This window comes from Streptomyces sp. NPDC005566 (assembly GCF_040605575.1).
GTDB lineage: Bacteria > Actinomycetota > Actinomycetes > Streptomycetales > Streptomycetaceae > Streptomyces.
Map to the genome: position 1 here is coordinate 371,234 of NZ_JBEXDB010000004.1, position 20,234 is coordinate 391,467.

The window sequence follows — 20,234 nt, forward strand, 5'->3', positions numbered from 1 at the left end:
GGACGCGTCTGCGCCGAGTCCCGGCGTACAGCCGCTCACCCGACTGCCTTTCCAAGGGGTGCTCCTGGCCGTGCAGGAGCCGACAGGACCGCGGGACGGCTCGCGTCAGCGGGTGCCGAGCAGGGTGCGCCAGGTCTCCGGGCCGATGACGCCGTCGACCTGCACGTGGTGGGTCGTCTGGAAGGCGACCGCTGCCGACTTTGTCCTGGAGCCGAACTCGCCGTCGACCGTGAGCCCGTAGCCATAGACGTTCAGCTGCGTCTGGGCCGCCTTCACCGCCTGGCCGGACGTGCCGTGCTGCACCGTAGCGATCAACTGGGACCACGTGTTCGGTCCGATGACGCCATCGGCGGCCAGGGACCGGGACTTCATCACGATGGCAAAGGGTTGTTGCCCGCGGGGGTGCCGCACTTCGGAAGAGCGGTCGGTCGTGACGAGATCGGTCACACATCCCGGCCATTGTCGAGGTCACGTCACTGACTGATGCGGCTTCCACGCAGCGCTGGGCCTGGACCTGTGAGGCCGAGGCGTCCGTGCCCCCCGACGTGCCGCGAGCAGATGGGCGTCTCAGGTGGAGTCGGCAAGGAGCGGAGTCGGAACCGGGGCCAAGGCGCCCCTTGACGGGTCGCTGGATCGGGTTGTGTCGACAAATCCGTGTGAACGATCATCAGGCGGTGAACACGGAACACTGGGCGGTGCTGGCGAACCCGGAGCGGGAGCAGTGGGGGTACGTGCCCCGCCAGACACTCGGACCGCTGAGCTTCGGCACCGATCGACAGCAGGCCGTCGCAGTCATGGCGGAGCACGGGTTCACCGGATCCGAGAGCGAGATGGAGCGCTGGAACTCACAACGGGCCCAGTGGCGCATCGAGTTCCGCAGGATCGAGTCGGACGAGCGGCGACCCGCCGTGAAGTGCTACTTCGTCGAAGGTGTGGGCTTGACGGGTGCGCTCGTCGACGGGTTGTGCGGGCCCCAAGTCATCTTTCACGGGGTCCGTCTGATAGGCCGTGTGCCGTCGCAACTGGACGCGGAGATGGAGGCTTGTGCGCTGGAGCGAGGCCTGGGCATCTGGTACTGCCTGGGGGGCGACCTCAGCTGGCCCGACTTCGAGTTCGACCGAGGCGCACAGCGCGCCGGTGATGCGGTCGTGAGTTGGGCTTCGTTCTTCCACACAAGTGGCATCGCGGGGACCTCTTGGGACATCACTCCGGCTGAGGTCTGGCACCACCGGTAGGGCAACCCCGGCTCCGGAACGAACTGGGAACGGACCTGGGCGGTGAGTCCGGGGCGACGGACGAGGGCGGTGCCAACGCCGACGATTGCCAGGAACTCATCGGCCTCGCGTTCATGAAACCGGCGAAGTCGCCGCCTACTGCCACCGAGTCTCCCCTTCGGATCGTCGATGCCTGGCGGATCCCTTCCCCCGCGCCTTCATCGGTTCAGCGACGGAGTCGGGCCGCGCGACGAAGCGGGCTAGCTCCTCGGCTCCGCCGCGGGGCAGGTCAGCGACGGCTGTCGTCGGCAACGCAGTGATGACGGCACGCAGCCCCGCGTTCAGGTCCGGCAGCATGGCCCAGGCCGAAGCAGGGGTCCTGACGGCAGCGAGCAGCAGATCGCCCTCGTAGAAGGAGGCGTCAAGCAGCGGCTCCTCGAGCAGCAAGGGCACTGCGAGTGGAAGGACGTAGGACAGTGCCACCTGCTGTGAAATGAGGATGCGCATGTCCGCCGGACCGAATTTCCCCAAGGGCACAAGCCGCAACGCATGCACTTTGCGCATCAAGTCGGTCGCGTCAGCGGCAGGGGGCGTCCAGCGCGGCCGGTCCAGTTCATCGAGTGTGCGGTCGAGGTGCAGGAGATGGTCCATGGCGTCCGTTCTCACCAGAACGGACAGGGAACCTCGACTCGGGTCACGGGCGTGAACGCCAAGGACTGTGATTGATCAGCCCGGCCACTCCGAACCGCCCGAGCCGGTCGGTGACCCGCCCGCTGGTGGAGCGGCGAGCCGACATGTTCGCCGATCTCCCGGATGGACGACTTTTCGCGTCTCTCCGCGATGTGATCCCTGATCACCCGCATGATCTCAGGAGGCCGCTCGCGTCGGTCCCTCGCCGACACCGTCACTGAGCTCCACCCCGACAAGCCCTCGACCCTCCGCCACCGGATCTCTCCGATGCGGTCTCACCCCGACGCATGGCAGGCACCACCCACCCCGCAGGGGGCCGGCGCATTCCCACCGGCCCCGACACCGACGGCCCACAGCCGACCTCACCATTCAGGAGCAGCCTGTGATCACCGAGCAAGAAGCCCGCGACGCCATCCGGCACGCCCTCGGCGACGCCGCCGGCATCACCATCGAGACCTTCCCCGCCGGGAACCTGTCGATCACCATCACCAAGGGCGAACACGCGGCGACGATCGACGGTCATACCGAAAGCGGCTGGGGCTGGAGCATCGACCCTGTCGAGGACGACGGATTCTCCGGCCACGAGAACACCGCCGACACGCTCGAGGAAGCTCTCGTGAGCATCCACGCCGCCCTCATCTGAAACGACAAGAGCCGGCAGGGCGTGGCCCGGAGGCCACCGCACCCGTGCGGGGGAGCACGCCCTGTCGGCCAGGCATCCTTCGATACGCGTCGTGCCGTGGCCGTGGCCGCTGGGCCTGGGCTGAGGCGGCGATTGCGCCGATGACGCCTTCCGTCGTGTCGAGACACGCCGCCACCCTTGTCGATCCAAGGGCGGACGGCCTCCCCCTCGTAGCCGCCGGCGTCGAACTGGTGGTGCTGTCGGATGCGTCCCGTCTGCGCCATGGCGGGGCAGAACCCCGGGTGATCGTCTTTCAGGTCGTAGCACCAGGGAGCGGTTGAGGCGCCGGCCCGTCTGCCAGGGGTTTCTGATCGGCCGCCGGCCGGTCCGGCCACCAGGAGCGGTTGCCGAGCAACGCCAGCGCGGACGGCAGGACCAGCGCACGCAGCACCACCGCGTCGAACAGGACCGCGACCGTGAGGCCGACCGCGATCTGCTTCATCTCGATCCGGTCGATGAAGAGGAAGCTGAGGAAGACCGAGACCATGATGACGGCTGCGCTGGTGACCACACTCGCCGATCCCGCAATGCCGTCGACCACTGCCTGCCGGGTGGGCACCCCCTCGCGTACGGCCTCCCGGATCCTGCTCACCACGAAGATCTGGTAGTCGGTGGAGAGGCCCACCAGGATCGCGAAGACCATGAGCGGCGTTCGCGATCCGACGAAGCCGAGCGATTCGAACCCGAACGCGCCCTCTGCCCATGTCCCCTGGAAGACCAGGGTCAGCACACCCCAGGAGACCATCACCGTAGCCAGATTGAGCGCCACACCCAGGAACGCCAGCGCAACGGAGCGGAACGCGGCGAACATGATGGCGAGGGTGGTCAGCGACACGAAGACGATCACCCAGGGCAGTCGGTCCTCCTGGTGCGCCGCGTAGTCCACCCCGCCGGCGATCTCACCGGAGACCGCGACCTCCACACCCGTTGCCGCCCCGCCCACGGTGTCCGGTATCAACTCCGTACGCAGCCGCTCCAAGGAGCGCGTCGCTTCTGCCGAGTTCTGGGCATACGGAACGGGAACCCTCAGCATGGCCGTACGCCCGTCCACGGCCACGGTCAGTTCCGGCGTCCGGTCCTGGGCGAAGAGTCCGTCGCCCCTGGTCCGCTCGGCGAGTTCCCGCAGCAGGGCTGCAGGGTCGTCGGCCCGTACCAGGACGAGGTGCGCAGGCCCTTGAGACGGGTACGCGGCCGTCAGCCGGTCGCACGTGGACACCGCCACCAAACTCTTGGGGAAGGTCTCCTTGCCCTCCGTGCCGAGCTTCATGTTCAGCGCGGGCAGGGCCAGCGCGGCTGTCGCGGCGGCACCGAGGAGCAAGGCGGCCAGTGGGCGGCGCACCACGGGTCCGAGGAGGGTGGTCCACGCCTTGTTCCCTCTTCCGCCCGAGCCGCTGCTCCCGTCCCGGTCCTCGTGCGGTCCGCGACGGCTCCGCCGCCCGTCCATCCGGTGCCCCAGCATGGCGAGCAGCGCCGGAAGCACGGTCAGAGAGCCGGCCACCGCGACCAGGGTCACCAGGATCGCGCCGGTGGCGATGGACGAGAAGATCACGTCGTCCACCAGGTAGAGACCACCGAGCGCGAGCACGACGGCCAGCCCGGAGTCGACGACTGCCCGCCCCGAAGTGGCCGCGGCAACCTCGACAGCAGCCACATGGCTGAGCCTTCCGCCCGAACGCTCACGCTCCTCGCGGGCCCGCTTGAGGTAGAAGAGTGAGTAGTCGACGCCGACGGCCATGCCCAGCATGAAGATCACGCTGATCGCCGCGCCACCCGCGTCCGGGAACACCCACGACGCCAGACCGTACAGGCCGACGGCTCCCGCGAAAGCGGTCAGCGCGAGCAGGACCGGGACCCCGGCCGCCAGCACCGCACCGAAAACGACGAACAGGATGAGGAACGTGACGGGCAGACTGATGGCCTCGGTCCGCTGGAGGTCCTGGCCCATCTTGTCGTTGACCGCAGTCGAAATCGACGCGCTGCCGGTCTGCTCGATCCGCAGCCCCTCGTGCGCCTCCTGTACCGCCTCCGTCTGTTCGAGGAGACCCTCGACGTCGTCCTTCGCGGTCTCCTTGTCCCCGCGGAGGGTGACGGCCACGCGCAGCGCGGTGCCATCGTCGGCCCGCACAGGATCGGCGACCCGGACGACGGACGGCAGGGAGGCCATCCGCCGTCGAATGTCACCCGCTGCGGCGCGGGCGGCGGATTCGTCGAAACGGCCGCCCCCGTCCCGAGCCGTGATGAGCACCTGCTCCTCCGGAGCGGGCGTGAGACCACCGCGTGCGGCCATCGCCTCGGCCCGCCCTGCCTCACCGACCCAGAAGTCCTCGAACGTTCCCTTGTTGGTACCCACGGCCATGCCCGCACCGAGGCACACGGCCACGAAGAGCAGCCACCCCACGATCGCCCGCCAGGGATGCGTGGCGAACCACCTGGCTGTCCGGACCGTGATCGGTTGTTGCTCGCTGCGCACGCGGGTCCCTTCCCAGGAACAGAGATTCTCTTGCTCGGTCACCTTCCTCGGGCGTGGCCGCGAACGCACTGGTGCTCGCAACCGGCTCTTGCTGTGGTTAGCCCCACCCCTGGTGCCGGGCCCTCTGCCTGCAAGCGCACTCGAAGCCCTCGCCGCCTCCGGCTGACCCACCCAGCCTCTCGTCGGCGTCGGGCAGCTCCTGGCGCCGGATTCTCTGCCTGCTCCGGCCCAAACCGTGCGAGGCGAGAATATAAGCCCCAGCTGTCATCACCCACCGTTCCTGACGTTCTCGGGCAGGAACCCTGGGACATCACCGCACGATGTGGGCGGCGCGGGCGGCGGTCAGCCAGTCGGGGAATTCGTGGAGCAGCCGGTCGAAGAGCTGGTGGTCGGCCGTCGTCTTCGGGGCGGGGCCGGCGTGGAAGAATCCGGCGTTGTCGACGACGCGGCAAGCCGGTACGGCAAGGGTGTCCAGCCTCCGCAGGAACGCGAACTCGTTGCTGCTCGGGTCATCGGGTGCGCGTTCTTGCATCTTGTGCAGGCTGATGGCTGGCGCTTGCTGCACGCCGTTCGTTGCGGTCACCCTTCATGGTGACGCCCCGGCGTTGACGAGGGGCAGCGTTTACCCGATGCGACCGAGACACATCTGATGCCGGCAGCAGAAGGCGGTCCAAGGAATTCCAAGGTCCTGGCCTGATGACGCGGGGCCGGCCCCGGGCCTAGGGTGTGCCGGTGATCTTCAAGAGGAAGCAGAAGGGCACGCGTCTCGCCGCCGCCGTGTCCGAGCTGGAGGATGCGGTTGCCGCTCGCGACGGCGACCGTACCGGTCGTGCCTTCACTGCCATGATGCGCGGCGCGCAGTCGGCTTCGGATGCTGAACTGATGCCGGCAGGGCCCCGATTGGCGGCGCTGCTCCCCGCGTTCCCACCCACGGGACCGCGGTCCACGCTGGCGATGGCGGTCGGCTTCTGCGTAGAGCGCACGGCCGACCCGGCAGCCTGTGCGGAGCCGATCCTCGGTAGCGTTCACAAGGACCTGCTCGACGCCCTGGAGTTCGCCCGCCGCTGGACCGCCGACGGTGCCGAGGACGAACTGCCGGAGCCGGACGAGAAGATCATCGACGACGCGCTCCTGGCACGCCTGGGCGGCGACGCGTACGAGGCCACGCGGCTGGCGCTGGCCTGGTGCTCGGCCGAGGAGTGGCAGCCTCCCGCGCTGGCCGTCCTGTGCCGTAGCGCTGAAGTGCGCCGTCGGTACGCGCCCGCGATCCTCCCCGCCTGCCGCGAATTGGAGGCCCTGGAGCGGCACGACCTCAAGTGCCTGTCCTACGCGCTCGCGGTTCTGGACGACGAGCCCCTGCTCGTGCTGCACGGGCCGACCGGGACGGGATTCGAGGTGTGCATCGGCGGCATCGGGGACAACTTCCAGTTGCACACGCTGCTCGCCCATGTCCTTGTGGGCGGCGGCCATGTGCCCGGCACCAGGCCTTCGGCGGAGAGCGTTCGTCTGGCCACGGACCCCCAGCCCGCACGGGGAAGCACCGAGACCGTCGCGACGGGCACCTTCGAACTCCTCGCCCCGGACGGCGCGCGAATCTGGAACGAAGGGCTGCCCGACGACATCCCCGTGGTGGAGGGACGCCGCCTGCTCGTGCTCGACGAGCCGATGTACGAACGCAGTTGGAACGCCGACCGATTCTTCCCGCACCTCCCCGGCACGGCTGTGCTGACCCGAGTCCTGACCACGGATGAGACGCGGACCTGGTTCGCCCGCACCTCGGCCGGTTCCAGCTCGCAGGAACTCAAGGGGAACCGATGAGTACAGCCCGGTAGCCCAGGCGCCGGGAGGCTTCGCGTCGGACCGATTCGGTCATGTCAGCCTGATCGGATGGAGTCCTTCGTACCGCACCATGGACGGATGGCTGCCAGGGCATGCTTCATCCCATTGCCTGACGTGCCGCGCAGGACGAACTCCCTGCCGTCCGCCCTGCCACTTCCTCGTCACCCCTGCCGCGTCGAGCGCCTTTGTCAGGAACCACTCAGGCTTGGCCCGTTTCGAACCGGCTGATGTGGCCGTCGGTCGTCACATCGAACCGCCACGCGGTGCGCATTTCTCCCCAGGTGTCGTTCCGATAGTCGACGATCAGGCCGCGACCGCCGTCGGACTCGGACGCGATTGCCATGTGGCCGCTGGAAGAGAAGATCTCTCTGTCCGCCCATTCGGCGAGATTGCGGTTCGAGCCGTCGTCGGACATGGTCGCGCCGGGGGCGAGGAGCGCTTCGAACGCATCCCGGTCCCCGGCGTTGACGGCGGAGACGAAGGCGCGGACGGCGGGGTCGGTCAGCTGGGCCGGGTCGAGCACAGGGGCCTCCTGGTCGTGCGTGTCTACGGTGCGCGTGTGCGACCAGGGAACACCGTGGACAGGGCCGGGACGCCGACCCTCACTCATTCGCGTCTCCACCGCGTGTCACCGCATCACGGACACCGGCCGACTTCCATGCAGGCCGGCGTTCCCTACTCCCTCGGGCACCTCGTGCACCACGTTCGACCGGCCTGTTTGGGTGAAGGCCACACGCCGAACCACTGCTCGGCGCCGAACTCCTCGAACCTCTCCACCTCGGTGAACCCCAGCTTGGCCGCGAGGCGCATCGAGCGGCCGTTGGCGCTCTGGGTGCAGAGCACCACCGACTCGCCGGGCAGCGCGTCGGCGAACCAGGCGAGTGCCGCCGCACACGCTTCGGCGGCGTACCCGCATCCCCACGCTTCCGGCAGGAATGTGTAACCGATCTCGGCCTCACCGGCATCCGGCCGGACGTGCCCCGGACGTTCTGCATCGCGCCGATCGAGCGTGACCATGCCGATCATCGCTCCGTCGAGATCGATCACGAAGAGGCCGTGGCGCCGTCCCGGCACCTCTGGCACCGCGCGTTCGAGCTCATCGCGCGGTCGAGGGCCACCGAGGTAGGTGTGCACCTCTTGCGAAGCGAACAGTTCGATGAACGCCGCACGGTCTCGGGCCTCGGACTCGCGGAGCACGAGCCGTTCGGTCCGTATCGGGGCAGGTGGCCAGGCCACGGGTCCGAGTCCGATCATGACGGGCAACGTATCGCACAGCCGTGGGAGTGATCCGAAGGAAGGGGCCTGAGGAGTGCGGGGGACGTGTGGTGGGGGAGGGCAGGCCGGTGCGGCGGGGCGCCCCTGTGGGTTGGTCATGGACATCGTTCTGCGTCGTGAAGGGTGACGTTCTGCCTGTCATTCTCGCCGAGGACTCGGTCGGCGATCGTGACATCGTGGGGATCATGGGCCACTCCAAGGCATATCCCGTCCTCAGAAGCAGCAGTCCAGCAGATACGTTCGCGCTGGCTCAGCGGCTGCGTACATTGATGTCCTGGCAGAAGCCGACCGTCCGTCTGGGCGCCGAACTGCAGACGATCGACGACGTGTTGCGCATGGTGCACATACTGCCGAACGCTCTTTACGAAGCAGAGGGGGCGCCGTTCGACCCGGAGTGGTCGACTCACGAATTCCGGGCGGATACGTTCCCGGCGGACACGGACGAGTTCCAGGCCTTGCTGCCGCTCATCCTGGATGTCGAAATGCCGGTGGATGAGCTGGAGGAGTCCTTCGTCCAGGCCCTCGGCGCGGGGCCAGCCACGATCGACTGGGCAGGTGCCTGGCCGGACGTCCCGGAACTCGGCCTCGTGGCGGACCCCATGTTCGAGGGGATTCAGGCCGTGTTCAACAGTGACGATCTCGACTGGGAGCGCCCCGCTCACGACCACACGGTTTTCGTGCACCTGTCGAAGGGGAGCGCTTTCCCCACCACGGGGGCGGAGTGGCTGGCAGGGCAGGTCGGCGCGCGAGTGCTCGGGGGACCCCTGCTCGGTTGGTGACCGGACACGGACACGCAGGGCGGGGCGGGCGCGATGAGACCTCGATCTCCTTCGCGGGTGTGGCTGACGCGCAACCGTATCGAGACCGCAGCCCACTTGGGCACCCTGGTGACGTCGCGGCTCGCTGCACGGTCGCGGAGCAGGACACTCAGGACTCCAGCGAGTCGGACGCGTTGTCGTGCCCGGGGACGCGACCGCACGCGGCGTTCGGATTGTCTGTGTACAAGAACTCCCAACAGAATGAAGTGATTCCTGGTTGGTGTACGACCGGGTGAGAAGATCATTACCCTGCATAGGTGCTGTCATATACCGAGTTGACCCCTCCGGAGCGTGAGCTGTGGGACGCCTTCCCCGAGGGGCGGCCAGTCGATCTGCGCACGGGCGCGCCCGACGCGGACGCTCCCTCCGCGGGTGCTCGTTGGGGTCCTGAACGCACGGTCCGCGCGGCCGTCGTAGCGGCGCTGTTGCTCGGCGCGAACGACCATCGGTCTGGTGGTGTAGCCGCCCTGCGTCTCGCCGGGACGCGTATCACCGGCCGCCTCGAGTTGTCCGGGGCGGAAATCTGTCACGCGTTCTCGCTGAAGGGCTGCCGACTGGACGAGGCGGTGCGGCTGCACGGGGCCACGACGCGGGCGATCGAGATCACGGACAGCTGGGTTGCGGGGATCGATGCCGAACTCGCCCGGATCGAGGGCGGCCTGGATCTGAGGCGGTCGGCCATCGAAGGCGGCTCCCTCATACTCGTCAATGCCCGTATGACCGGGAACCTCCTGCTTGAGGATGCCAAGATCTCAAGCCCGGAAGAATGGGCCGTGCTCGCGGGAGGCCTCGCCCTGGACGGCGGCGTCTTCGCCCGGCGGCTCACCACAAGAGGCGGCTTCCGGGTGCCTGGCGCGCGGCTGACCAGCGGCCTGTTCCTGCAAGGCGCGCGACTGGAGAACACCGGGGGCGTCGCGCTTGCCGCAGGTGGTGTGACCGCCTCGACCGTGGACTGCTCGCAGGGATTCATCGCACAGGGAAGTGTGCGGCTGCGCAGGGCTCGCATAGAAGGTCTGCTGACCTTCGGGGGAGCCCGCCTGAACGGGGACGCCGCAGTCCTGGACTGCGTGGCGATGCAGGTAGGGGAATTCGACTGCCGAACCGCAGTGCCGCTCGCGGGGCTGGTGGACCTCCGGTCCGCACAGGCCACCTGGTGCCAGGACAGCGAGCGGAGCTGGCCGGAGAGGGTGCTTCTGGAAGGCTTCACCTACGGCTCCATCCGATTCCTGGATACGCCGTACACAGCGGGCCAAGGCGAAACACCCGTCAGGGACGAGGTGGCCCGCCGCCTGGCGTGGGTCCGTCGGAATCCCGGTTACGCCCCGCAGCCGTACGAGCAACTGGCGGGCTGGTACCGCCAGATCGGCCATGACGACGACGCCCGCCGCGTGCTTCTGGCGAAACAGCGCCACCGGCGCCTCACCCTGTCCCTGTCGGCACGGGCGTGGGGGCGCCTGCTCGATGTGACCGTCGGCTATGGCTACCGGCCTTGGTTGGCAGGCGTCTGGCTCCTGACACTGACCATGCTGGGCACCCTAGCCTTCAGTACCCACCCTCCGATCCCGGTGAAGCCGGGTGAAGGCGCTCCGTTCCAGCCTCTGGTCTACACACTCGACCTCTTGATTCCCATCGGTGGTCTGGGACAGCGCGGGGGGTGGTACTGGTCGGACGACGGCCTCCAGTGGTTGGCCTACCTGCTGATCGCCTTCGGTTGGATGCTCACGACCGCCGTCCTCGCCGGTGTCACCCGCACCCTGCAGAAGAACTAGCGATCGACAGTCGAGGCCAACCGTCGCCAGCAGATGAGTGCGCACCCCAAGGTGAGGAGGGCTTCGTGGATATCGTCGCGGACCTACCAGCGGATCGCAGGCGGCGGTACCAGTGAAGGTGGCCAAACGCGCTCCACGACCCCGCGTTGAGTGCCGAGCCCTGACCGTTGTCGGTACCCATGCAGGCGATCAGAGGGTTCACGTCGACGGGGCGGCCGAGCCGGGGGCAGCGCTTCTTCGGCATGCTCCGACGATCCCGCCGCCGCAGTGAGGCCGGTGCCCGTCGGGCAGCCGTCGATCGCCGTCGCGGCCGAGTCATCGACGGGCCACCGGCCGCTCCGCAGCGCGGCGGCCAGCCCCCCACCTCCGCAGAGCGGCGGCCCGCCCCCGCCGCCGGTAGTTGCGGTGAGGGTCGGGTCGGACGCCGCAACAGCTCACGGCCGACATCTCCTTGCGGACTATTCGCTGCGCAGAGCCGTGGCGGTCCGGGCCCTCGCAGCCCAGCCGGCGGGCAGGAGGGCGCCCAGGGCGGCAATGAGCAGGCCGCCGAGTGCGAGCGGGAGCAGTTCAGCCCCGTGGTAGACGGCGATGACGGAGTCGGGGAGGCGGAGCCCCACACTGTCGCCCATCGCGGGGAGGACCCAGCCGTGCAGGGTTACACCCAGCGGCACGCCCAGAGCGCCGGCGACCAGTCCGGTCAGGGCGACCGAGGTGAGGACCATCGCGATGGTCTGCCGGGGGGTCATGCCGAGCGCCTTGTGGATTCCGATCTCCCGGACACGTTCGCGGGTGTCGAGCAGCACGCCGTTCAGCACACCGAGCGCCGCGACGGCGACGAGCATCAACGTGAGGATCCCCGACAGCGCGTTCAGCGTGACGACCATGTCGCCACCGGCGTCCAGTCCGCCGGTCCGAGCACTGGCCCCGAGCGGTGCCAGGTCCTCGTTCAGCGCGTCGACGTAACCGGTGACGTCGGCGCCTGACGTGACCGCGATGTGATGGCTCGTCTCCGTCAGGTCGGGATGCCCCGCCGCGAGGGTCGAGGCGTCGGTGAAGACCTGCATGCCGTCGTTACGGGGGTCAAGGACCTCACCGACGATCCGGACCGTGACCGGCCCTGCCAGGCCGCCGATTCCGTTCAGGGTGACGGCCTCGCCGATCCGGATGCCGGAGGCGGCCAGGAACTGGGTGGGCACCACGGCCTCGCCGGGCTCGTCGATCCAGCGGCCCGAGACCATCGTGTAGCCGCCCCAGGAGGCATCGCCGGTGAAGGCGATCACGTCGACGATGCCGGTCGCCCCGGACACGGTCGCCCGTACCGTCGCCGCGCTGTAGTACTTCCGGGTTCCGGTGGCGGCCTCGATGGCCGCGGCGACTGCGGCGGGATCGGCCCTGGGCTGCTTTTCGAGACCGGTGGCCTGCGGGCCGAACGCCGGCAGGGGTGGGGCCACGGAGACGTCGGCGACGTCGTGGGCCTTCGCCTTCATCACCTCGCCGAGCGACGCGACCAACCCCACGGTGAACGTCACGGCGATGGTGCCGAACAGGACCGCCGTGCCCATGGCCAGCGCGCGAGCGGGCCTCGCGAACGGCCGTGCCAGGCCCAGGGCGACCGACTGCGGCAGCGGCAGCCCGCCCGTCAGGCGTGCCGCCCACCGGCCGCGCTCCGTCGACGCGGCATGCCCGACGGCGAGCGCGTCGACCGTGCGCAGCCGGCCGGCCCTCCAGGCACTCGCCCACGCGGTCGCCGCCACGAGGCCGAGAACTCCGGCGATCACGGTCAGGTCGACCCAAGGGGCGATGGCCGGCGAGGAGACGCCGTAGACCTCCCCGGTCTCGGCCAGTACCGGCACGGCGAGCAGATGGCCGGCGAAGACGCCGAGGGCCGTGCCGACCGCCGCCGGGATCAGCGCCTGGGCCACGTAGGCACGCACGATCTGGGCCGGGGTGAAGCCGACGGCCTTGAGGATGCCGATGCGGCGCCTTCCGGTGCCCACGGCCGATGCGACGACGTTGCCTACGGTGAGCACCGACATGACCAGGCCCAGGGAGCCGAAGGCGATGAGGAACGGTACGTAGACGGCGGTGTCGCGCTCCGCGGTCTTCTTGACGGTGAGCCAGGACTGTTCGCCGACGGCCGCTCCTGGAGGGAGGGTTTCCGTTACGGCCCTGCCGCCTGCACCGATCTGCGCGGCAGTGTCGGCTTCGGTGAAGCGGTAGAGCATCTGGTAGCCGCCGCTGCCGGGCGCGGTGAGCGCCGCCATCTGGCCCGGGACCACCCAGGCGTCGGCGGTCTGTGTGACCGAGCGGGCCGTGCCGACCACCTTCAGCGTCGGATCGCCCGGCAAAGCGTCAAAGACAAGCTCCATGCCCATGGTCGGGATGAGCGCGGATCCGGCGGACAGGACGATCTCGCCGGGGCGGGCGGGCCACCGCCCGTCGATCAGCGTCAACTCGTCCAGATCTCGGCCGGGATCGCCCCGGCCGACCACGGTCATCGGCCACGCGGGGCCGGACCGACTCGCCCGTGGGGTGACCGTCGCGGTACGGAGCGGCCCTGCTGCGCCGCTCACCCCTTCGGCGTCCCTGGACTTCGACAGCTGCCCGGCACGCACCTTGCCCGCGTCGAACTGCACGGACAGGTGCGCGCCGTGCTGTTCGGCGAAAGCATGGTCGAAGGGCGCGCCGGACACCACCAGCAGCGACCCACCGAGGATGGACGCGGCCACCCCCATCATCGTGGCGAGCCCGATCACCAGCGTCTGTACCCGGCGTCGTCCCACCCCCGAGCGCACCACCTTACCGAGCGCGCTCATCGGACGGCCTCCGCGACGACGGCGTGAGATCGGACGTCCTCGGTGATCCGGCCGTCGGCGATGCGGACCGTACGGTTGGTGCAGGATCGGGCCAGGGCGGGGTCGTGGGTGACCACGAGGATCGTCTGGCCCTCGGCATTGAGCTCCGTGAGCAGCCTGCTGACGTCCTGTCCGGCGGCCGTGTCCAGAGCCCCGGTCGGCTCGTCGGCCAGGAGCAGCGGCGGCCGGTTCATCAGCGCCCTGGCCACCGCGACGCGCTGGCGCTCGCCGCCGGACAGCCGCCCTGGGTAGGCGCGGGCGTGCCGGTCGATGCCGAGGGTTTCCAGGAGTTCCGCCGCCCGGCGATCCGACTCCCTCCGTCTCGTGCCCGCGAGCCGCGCGGGCAGTACGACATTGTCCGTGACGGTCAGATCGTCGAGCAGATTGAAGAACTGGAAGACCATGCCCACCTTCGACCGCCGGTAGAGCGCCGACCCGGCCTCGCCGAGCCGGTCCACCCGCACGGAGTCCACGGTGACGGTCCCCGTATCGGGCCGGTCGAGCCCCGCGATCAGATTGAGGAGCGTGGACTTACCGCTGCCGGAAGGCCCGAGGATCGCGACAGCCTCGCCCGGCTGCACGGTCAGCGACACCTCATGCAGAGCCGGTGGACCGTCGTCGTAGCGGCGGCTCACCTCGCGTAGTTCGATCACCGGCGTGGTCATGGAAGGGCTCCTTCGATACGGGCATCGGTCTCCTCGGACGCTAAGAGCGCGCCCGGCAACTGCGCGTCGCCCGCCCGGACCCTTTGCCGTACCGCATCGGGATGATCTGCCGGAGCGTCATCCCTGCGATGTAGGCGTCCGATGTATGCGAGGCTCCGGGAACGACCACTGAGGCGGACTCCGAAGGTTCGGGCGACGGCAACAATGAGCAGGTGATGAACGCACGTACGACGCTGGAGAGGCTGCGGGAAGCCGCGCGTCAGACCGTCCGCGAGGCCGGGCTTCCCGGCAGCCCGCCGCCACGACTCACCCGGCGCGCCTGGCAGTTCGACGTGCTGGTGGCTCTGACGCTCGGCATCGCCACCGTCTACTACGGCATCGACAACGCCGACAACGTCGTGGTGCGGGAGATCGCACCCGGCGTGGAGCGCATCGTGCCTCGCCCGAACGGCCCCGGCGGCATGGCCTTCATGGTGACCCTCGCGTTCATCGCCTCGGCCGCCCTGGTGCTGCGCCGCCGCTACCCGCTCGCCGTCCTCTGCATCGTGACGGCCGCGACACTGGCGACACCGCAGAGTGTCCTGAGGCTGACCTTCTACGCTTTCGTCATCGCCGTCTACAGCGCCGCCGTGTACAGCCCGTACCGGGTGGCGACCCTGGCTGCGCTGCCGGTGTCGGTCGTCCTGGTCGGAACCTCGGGGAACTCCGTGACACCGATCGTTCCCAACGAGTACATCGCCCTGCTGATCCTGGTCCCGATGGCGGGGGCCTCCGTCGGCCTCCGTACCTGGAAACGCCGAACCGACGAGGGCCGCACCCGGCTCTCCGCCCTGGAACGCGCACAGGCCGAGGCACTCCGCCGGGCCGTCGAGCACGAGCGGGCCAGGATCGCCCGCGAACTGCACGACGTCGTCACGCACAACGTCAGCGTGATGATCATCCAGGCGGGGGCCGCCCGCAAGATCATGAAGACCTCTCCGGAGCAGGCCGGTGAAGCATTGCTCGCCGTCGAGGCTGGTGGGCGGGCGGCCATGACCGAGCTGCGTCACGTCATGGGACTGCTCACCATGAGCAGTGAGGACGAGGGAGCATGCGGGGGTGCGGACATCGCGGGTACGGTGGTGGAGCTCGCCCCGCAACCCGGCCTGGACCAGCTGGAGACGCTGGTCGGACGGGTCCGGGACACCGGACTGCACGTCGACCTGACGGTGACCGGCCCGCCCCGCCCCCTGCCGCCGGGTGTCGAACTCGCCGCCTACCGCGTGGTCCAGGAAGCCCTGACCAACACGGTGAAGCACGCGTCCGGCGCCACGGCCGCCGTGACCGTCGCATACGGCCCGGACCGGCTCCGGGTGGAGGTCACCGACACCGGTGGACGCCCCGGCGCGGGCGCGGTCGCGGGGAACGGCCGGGGCCTGATCGGTCTGTGCGAGCGCCTCGCCGTCTACGACGGAACGCTGGACACCGGCCGGCGTCTGACCGGCGGGTACCGTGTGGAGGCCCTGATCCCCTTGGAGACGACGTGACCGAGCCGCCGCGTGTGCTCCTCGCCGACGACCAGACTCTGGTCCGCACCGGATTCCGGTTGATCCTCGGCGCCGACGGCATCGACGTCGTCGCCGAGGCGACCAACGGAGCCGAAGCGGTCGAAGCGGTCCGCCGCACGAGACCCGACGTGGTCCTCATGGACGTCAGGATGCCCGAGATGGACGGCCTGGAGGCCACCCGCCGCATTCTCACCGGCGCCCTCGACACACCCCGCGTCATCATCCTGACCACCTTCGACCTCGACCGGTACGTCTATGCGGCTTTGTCCGCCGGGGCCAGCGGATTCCTCCTCAAGGACGTCACCCCCGAGCACCTGACCGCGGCCGTCCGCACGGTCCGTACCGGTGACGCCCTCCTCGCGCCCGCCATCACCCGCCGCCTCGTGGAGCGGTTCACCCAGCGCGGCAGCGACACCGCGGCCCTCCACCGTGACCTTGCCTCGCTGACCCCGCGCGAACTGGAAGTACTCGGCCTGCTGGCCCGAGGGCTGAGCAACGCCGAACTGGCCGCCCACCTCCACCTGGCCGAGACAACCGTCAAGACGCACGTCGCCCGCATCCTCGCCAAGCTCGGACTCCGCGATCGGGTCCAGGCCGTCATCGTCGCCTACGAGACAGGGCTGGTCAGCGCCGGCGGGGGTGAGGCCGACCAGTAGCCCATCGGTCAGACGCGGACGGCAGTTGGCTCCAGAGCGGGTGATCCCGCCGGTCGTCATCGCCGCGGCTCCACTCACGAGAGAGGGCTCCGGCTCAACTTCTGTGACGCTGAAGGTCGTTGCCGGTCCGGTGCAGCGGGGCGTTGGCGATGAACCGCGCGTTACCGGGTCAGCCCCGGTTCGATGAGTTCGAAGGCAGTCACACGACCGCAACCGAGCAGGATGGGACGGGGCCGACCGGATTCGAACCGGCGTCCTCCCACATGCGGTGAAGGCGTGACAACCGCTGCGCTACGAGCCCCATCCCGCTCCTGATCCTACGAGTCACCAACGCTCCACCGCTCAGGCTCCCACAGAACTGCTCGGCGGCGCACGGCGGCATCCTGATGGAGATCACGCCGACGCCGTGCTCGACGCCACGGGCAGGTGGTCAGTCATCACTCTTGACTGACCGGCCTGCCGTGCGAACCGTCCGCTACAGCTCGTCGGCGAAGACCCCCGCCAGCTCACGCCATTCGGCCCGGGGCAGGCCGGCGCCGCCCTCGTCGGCGGTGAGCACCTGGAGCGCGACGTGGTCGGCGCCGGCGTCGAGGTACTCGCGCGTCCGGGCCCTCACACGCTCGGCGTCGCCGAGGGCGAAGAGGGCGTCGAGGAGGCGGACGCTGCCGCCGCCCTCGAAGTCGCTCTGCGCGAAACCCAGGCGTAGCAGGTTGTCGGTGTAGTTGGGCAGCTGGAGGTACATCCCCAGCATGTTCCGCGCAGTGGCGCGGGCCCGGTCGAGGTCGGTGTCGAGCACGACCGTCAGCTCCGGGGCGAGCAGCGCGTCGGGGCCGAGCGCCTCGCGTGCCTCCGCGGTGTGCTCGGTGGTGACGAGATAGGGGTGCGCGCCCAGTGCCCGGCCGGTCGCGAGCTTCAGCATCTTCGGTCCGAGCGCGGCCAGGACCCGACGTCCGGAATCCACGGGCGGGGCGGCGGCGTCCAGTCCGTCGAGGTAGGCCACCATCGCGCTGTAAGGCTTTGCGTACTGCGGAACCATCGGGCCGTGGCTGACGCCCAGACCGAGAACGAATCGGCCCCGCCCGCTCGCGTCGAGCGCCGCGATCCGCGCCGCCACCTCCTCGGCGGAGTGGTCCCAGATGCTCAGGATGCCGGTGGCCACCGTGACCGTGCGGGTAGCGGCGATGACAGCCGCAGCGTCGTCGGGGGAGGGACTGCCTCCGATCCAGAGTGTGCCGTACCCCAGCCCTTCGAGTTCGGCGACCGCCTCCGCGATCGCCCCCTTTCCCGCGTCGTCTCCCCGCGCCCCGTGCAGGGCACCGCTCCAGATGCCGACTCGTCCGAATCCCTCGCGCGTCTCAGAAGTCATAGTGTGATCAACAGGCGTGCGTGTCCGCTATTCCCGGCTGCGCAGAGATTCATCCGGATGGATGGAGCGCAGCAGCGCAGTCCTCCACAGCGCCTCAGAGGCGGCACACGAGTGTTCCCCGAAGGCGCGGTTCCTCGAGAGCGCAGTGACCGACTGTGATACTCGATTGAACCTGTGACGAAGCGCGTGCACTGGCTTCGTTCGCCGCCTGCAGTGCTCAGAGCTGGGGATCGGTGCCGCATCGGCTGAAGGTGCGGGTCGGCGCTACCCCTCCGGTCGGACAGCAGCTGCATCTCAGAGTGTTTGCCCTGGCAGACGAGGTTCCCTTCCGGGGTGTCACAAGCGGACAGCGCCCGTGGAGTACGCGGTGGGCGCCGCTCGGTGAAGGGCGCTCTGCTTCCGTGGCGTTCGGCCGGTGCTGGACAACAGCGCCGACACTCGCGCCGATACAGTGATGCTGCTGGAGCCGTTGGTTCCGGCAGTGAGTTCGCTCAAGACCCTGTTCGCCACATCGGAGGGGAACAGGCGCTGCGGCTCGGCCGCGCGATCTGCTTACGGCTCAACGTGCCCCCGGACCCGTACTCGGCTCACGGTCCGCGCCAGAGATTGGCGAAGGCCGCGTTCTCGATGGACCGCCTCTGGCGAACGGCCTCCAGCTCCATCACCGCGTCGTGGACAACGGCCACCACCGTCGTCACCGCCTCGTCATCGAGTCCGGACTCGTCGTCGGGCTCGGCGCCCGCGATGCCCACGACCGAGGCGAGGGCGGCAAGGACGGGTTCCTTCTCCTCCCAGCGGTCCGCTGCCCGACGGTGCGCGGGCGTATCGACCGGTTCCACGCGTTCCGAGCCGAAGGGCGACCGACCGGTCCGCTTCCGAGCCAGTTCACCGTCCTCCTCCAGGGCGGCCTGGTACGAGGCCGAGAGATCTTGGCCCCGGCGCCACAGCCAGTCCTCGATGCGCTCGTAGGGCGCCTGCCGCGTGAGGTCTGCCGCCGCCTCGCCCAGGAGCCGGTCCTCCACCGTCGGCAGTCCACCGGGCACGATGCGGTCGCCCTCCACGGCGACTGCCTCCGCACCGATGAGATCGATCAGCTCGGCTCCCGCGAGCGCGAGCGACAGGTCACCCTGCCCCACGGAATGCGTCGAGCCAGGGTCCATGGAGATGATGAAAAGGTCTTTCGCCGTGGTCATGTACGGCTCCCCTCGGAGACATCGACAAAGGTGCGCACCCAACGCCCCGGCACGTGTCCGAGGCCGGTCCTGCGGTGGAGCGACTGCCACGATCAGTATCGCCCCCGCCCACGCAGCCGAAGCCCTTTTGCGAGGCTGCGGAAGTCTCTGCCTGCGCCCTCACCCTAGTAGTGGACCGCATGGTGGTTGACGCCGCTGCTCGGATTGACCACCAGGACGGGGTGCGCGGTGGGCCGTTTCAGGAGCCGGTGTACTTCGCGGAAGCTTCTGACAGGCCAGGTCGCGCACGGCTCGGGACCCTCTACTCGTGATGTGCTCAGTTCTTCGAGTGCGACGTGGCCATTCTCCACAACGGTGAAGGCGAGGCCCGGTGAGCTGAATGGGGGAGCGGCCTGTCATTCTGTGGCCCCTGACTTGCCATCAACTTGGGAGAACAAGCATCCATGCGCACAAGACTCCTCACCGTTGCGGCTCTCGCCACCGCACTTTCGGCCGTCGGCGTGCTCGTAACTGGGCAGGGCGCCGTGGCGGTGTCGCAGTCCAGCTGCGACTACAGGGTTCTGTGGCCGACGGCCGGCGTGTACGAGGAACCGAACCCCTACAGCGTGATCGTGAAGACCAAGCAGGCCGGTGACATTGTCGGCGCCCCCGGCCCTGGCTGCTCCTACGCCAGTTGGGTCGACAACTCGTACAACGTGACCTATGCGCGCGTCAGCACCGACGCGGCGGCCGACGGTGTGGGCTGGATGCGGTACGAGGCACTCGTCCGCGTCTGACGGCCCCTCGGGCCCGTCAGTCCACTCCGCAGGTGCGCCCCTACGCATACCCCCGCTTCCCGTGGACTGGACACCATCCGGTGGGCAATGCTGCCGATGAAGTGGCTGTCGGCCATCCGGCCAACAGCCACAGCGTTCGATCACGGACGCGCCACGGCTATTGCAGCGCTGCCCGAGTTCGTCGGGTCACGACGTACTCGGGCCTCACCCACAGAACTTCCCTGGAAGTTCCGACGAGGTCCTGAACCTGCAGCGCGCGCTGACGCCGGGACTGTTCGCCGAGGAAGCCGATCATTTCACGTCGGTGCGGGCTGCCTACCTGGATCGGGTTCCTGTTGCGCTCCGGTGTGAAGGGCGGTCGCCCGCCGTGTTTCGCGCAATGTTGTGGAAGCATGCGGGCGGGTTCCGCACCGTTGGAG

Annotated in this window: 17 protein-coding genes and 2 pseudogenes; 8 read left to right on the forward strand and 11 right to left on the reverse strand. The window is 69.1% G+C overall.

Annotated elements, in window-relative coordinates; translation table 11 throughout:
* Positions 1 to 105: 105 nt before the first annotated feature.
* Positions 106 to 447 carry a peptidoglycan-binding domain-containing protein gene (locus tag ABZS61_RS08995; RefSeq protein WP_356417476.1) on the reverse strand — a complete coding sequence of 114 codons (342 nt, stop codon included), beginning with the start codon at positions 445 to 447 and terminating at the stop codon, positions 106 to 108.
* Positions 448 to 674: 227 nt separating this feature from the next.
* Between ABZS61_RS08995 and ABZS61_RS09000 the strand changes: the two genes are divergently transcribed.
* Positions 675 to 1,235 carry a hypothetical protein gene (locus ABZS61_RS09000; protein WP_356417477.1) on the forward strand — a complete coding sequence of 187 codons (561 nt, stop codon included), beginning with the start codon at positions 675 to 677 and terminating at the stop codon, positions 1,233 to 1,235.
* A 135-nt stretch (positions 1,236 to 1,370) separates the two neighbouring features.
* Here the strand turns inward: ABZS61_RS09000 and ABZS61_RS09005 are convergent, their stop codons facing one another.
* Entirely contained in the window at positions 1,371 to 1,865 is a 495-nt protein-coding gene (locus ABZS61_RS09005; RefSeq protein ID WP_356417478.1) for a contact-dependent growth inhibition system immunity protein, read from the reverse strand.
* 421 nt (positions 1,866 to 2,286) lie between these two features.
* On the opposite strand from ABZS61_RS09005, the gene ABZS61_RS09010 reads away from it, so the two are divergent.
* The gene (locus ABZS61_RS09010; RefSeq protein WP_356417479.1) at positions 2,287 to 2,547 is read left to right on the forward strand and encodes a hypothetical protein; all 261 of its coding nucleotides are present in this window, start codon (positions 2,287 to 2,289) and stop codon (positions 2,545 to 2,547) included.
* Between the two features lie 292 nt (positions 2,548 to 2,839).
* On the opposite strand, the gene ABZS61_RS09015 is transcribed toward ABZS61_RS09010, so the two are convergent.
* Positions 2,840 to 5,056, reverse strand: coding sequence for an MMPL family transporter (locus ABZS61_RS09015; protein ID WP_356417480.1), 2,217 nt, complete (start codon positions 5,054 to 5,056; stop codon positions 2,840 to 2,842).
* Positions 5,057 to 5,366: 310 nt separating this feature from the next.
* A pseudogene (locus ABZS61_RS09020) lies at positions 5,367 to 5,567 on the reverse strand (VWA domain-containing protein); the annotation flags it as partial.
* A 221-nt stretch (positions 5,568 to 5,788) separates the two neighbouring features.
* On the opposite strand from ABZS61_RS09020, the gene ABZS61_RS09025 reads away from it, so the two are divergent.
* Positions 5,789 to 6,874 (forward strand): hypothetical protein, encoded by a 1,086-nt coding sequence (locus ABZS61_RS09025; protein ID WP_356417481.1) that lies wholly within the window; start codon positions 5,789 to 5,791, stop codon positions 6,872 to 6,874.
* 220 nt (positions 6,875 to 7,094) lie between these two features.
* Here the strand turns inward: ABZS61_RS09025 and ABZS61_RS09030 are convergent, their stop codons facing one another.
* Together ABZS61_RS09030 and ABZS61_RS09035 are read right to left on the reverse strand one after the other, a co-directional pair.
* Positions 7,095 to 7,418 carry a nuclear transport factor 2 family protein gene (locus tag ABZS61_RS09030; RefSeq protein ID WP_356417482.1) on the reverse strand — a complete coding sequence of 108 codons (324 nt, stop codon included), beginning with the start codon at positions 7,416 to 7,418 and terminating at the stop codon, positions 7,095 to 7,097.
* A 152-nt stretch (positions 7,419 to 7,570) separates the two neighbouring features.
* The gene (locus tag ABZS61_RS09035; RefSeq protein ID WP_356417483.1) at positions 7,571 to 8,149 is read right to left on the reverse strand and encodes a GNAT family N-acetyltransferase; all 579 of its coding nucleotides are present in this window, start codon (positions 8,147 to 8,149) and stop codon (positions 7,571 to 7,573) included.
* A 137-nt stretch (positions 8,150 to 8,286) separates the two neighbouring features.
* Here ABZS61_RS09035 and ABZS61_RS09040 point away from each other — a divergent pair, with 137 nt between their 5' ends.
* On the forward strand, positions 8,287 to 8,949 hold the full coding sequence (locus ABZS61_RS09040; protein ID WP_356417484.1) for a hypothetical protein: 663 nt from the start codon (positions 8,287 to 8,289) through the stop codon (positions 8,947 to 8,949).
* A gap of 296 nt (positions 8,950 to 9,245) precedes the next feature.
* On the forward strand, positions 9,246 to 10,757 hold the full coding sequence (locus ABZS61_RS09045) for an oxidoreductase (protein WP_356417485.1): 1,512 nt from the start codon (positions 9,246 to 9,248) through the stop codon (positions 10,755 to 10,757).
* Here the strand turns inward: ABZS61_RS09045 and ABZS61_RS09050 are convergent.
* From ABZS61_RS09050 to ABZS61_RS09060, 3 genes and pseudogenes are all read right to left on the reverse strand, one after another.
* A pseudogene (locus ABZS61_RS09050) lies at positions 10,754 to 10,875 on the reverse strand (IS5/IS1182 family transposase); the annotation flags it as partial. The gene ABZS61_RS09045 and the pseudogene ABZS61_RS09050 overlap by 4 nt on opposite strands.
* Before the next feature lie 340 nt (positions 10,876 to 11,215).
* Positions 11,216 to 13,573, reverse strand: coding sequence for an FtsX-like permease family protein (locus ABZS61_RS09055; protein ID WP_356417486.1), 2,358 nt, complete (start codon positions 13,571 to 13,573; stop codon positions 11,216 to 11,218).
* Positions 13,570 to 14,277: an ABC transporter ATP-binding protein gene (locus ABZS61_RS09060; protein WP_356417487.1), complete on the reverse strand. Its 708-nt coding sequence runs from the start codon at positions 14,275 to 14,277 to the stop codon at positions 13,570 to 13,572. The genes ABZS61_RS09055 and ABZS61_RS09060 overlap by 4 nt, the downstream gene beginning before the upstream one ends.
* A 215-nt stretch (positions 14,278 to 14,492) precedes the next feature.
* Between ABZS61_RS09060 and ABZS61_RS09065 the strand changes: the two genes are divergently transcribed.
* Complete coding sequence (locus ABZS61_RS09065; RefSeq protein WP_356417488.1) at positions 14,493 to 15,803, forward strand: histidine kinase; 1,311 nt, start codon at positions 14,493 to 14,495, stop codon at positions 15,801 to 15,803.
* Positions 15,800 to 16,480: a response regulator transcription factor gene (locus ABZS61_RS09070; RefSeq protein ID WP_356417489.1), complete on the forward strand. Its 681-nt coding sequence runs from the start codon at positions 15,800 to 15,802 to the stop codon at positions 16,478 to 16,480. Before ABZS61_RS09065 ends, ABZS61_RS09070 begins: the two co-directional genes overlap by 4 nt.
* A gap of 475 nt (positions 16,481 to 16,955) precedes the next feature.
* Here the strand turns inward: ABZS61_RS09070 and ABZS61_RS09075 are convergent, their stop codons facing one another.
* A complete protein-coding gene (locus ABZS61_RS09075; RefSeq protein WP_356417490.1) occupies positions 16,956 to 17,846 on the reverse strand; it encodes an LLM class F420-dependent oxidoreductase in 891 nt (296 codons plus the stop codon).
* A 587-nt stretch (positions 17,847 to 18,433) separates the two neighbouring features.
* Positions 18,434 to 19,039 carry a GPP34 family phosphoprotein gene (locus ABZS61_RS09080; protein WP_356417491.1) on the reverse strand — a complete coding sequence of 202 codons (606 nt, stop codon included), beginning with the start codon at positions 19,037 to 19,039 and terminating at the stop codon, positions 18,434 to 18,436.
* Positions 19,040 to 19,482: 443 nt separating this feature from the next.
* Between ABZS61_RS09080 and ABZS61_RS09085 the strand changes: the two genes are divergently transcribed.
* Positions 19,483 to 19,815 (forward strand): glycosyltransferase, encoded by a 333-nt coding sequence (locus ABZS61_RS09085; RefSeq protein WP_356417492.1) that lies wholly within the window; start codon positions 19,483 to 19,485, stop codon positions 19,813 to 19,815.
* Positions 19,816 to 20,234 lie beyond the last annotated feature (419 nt).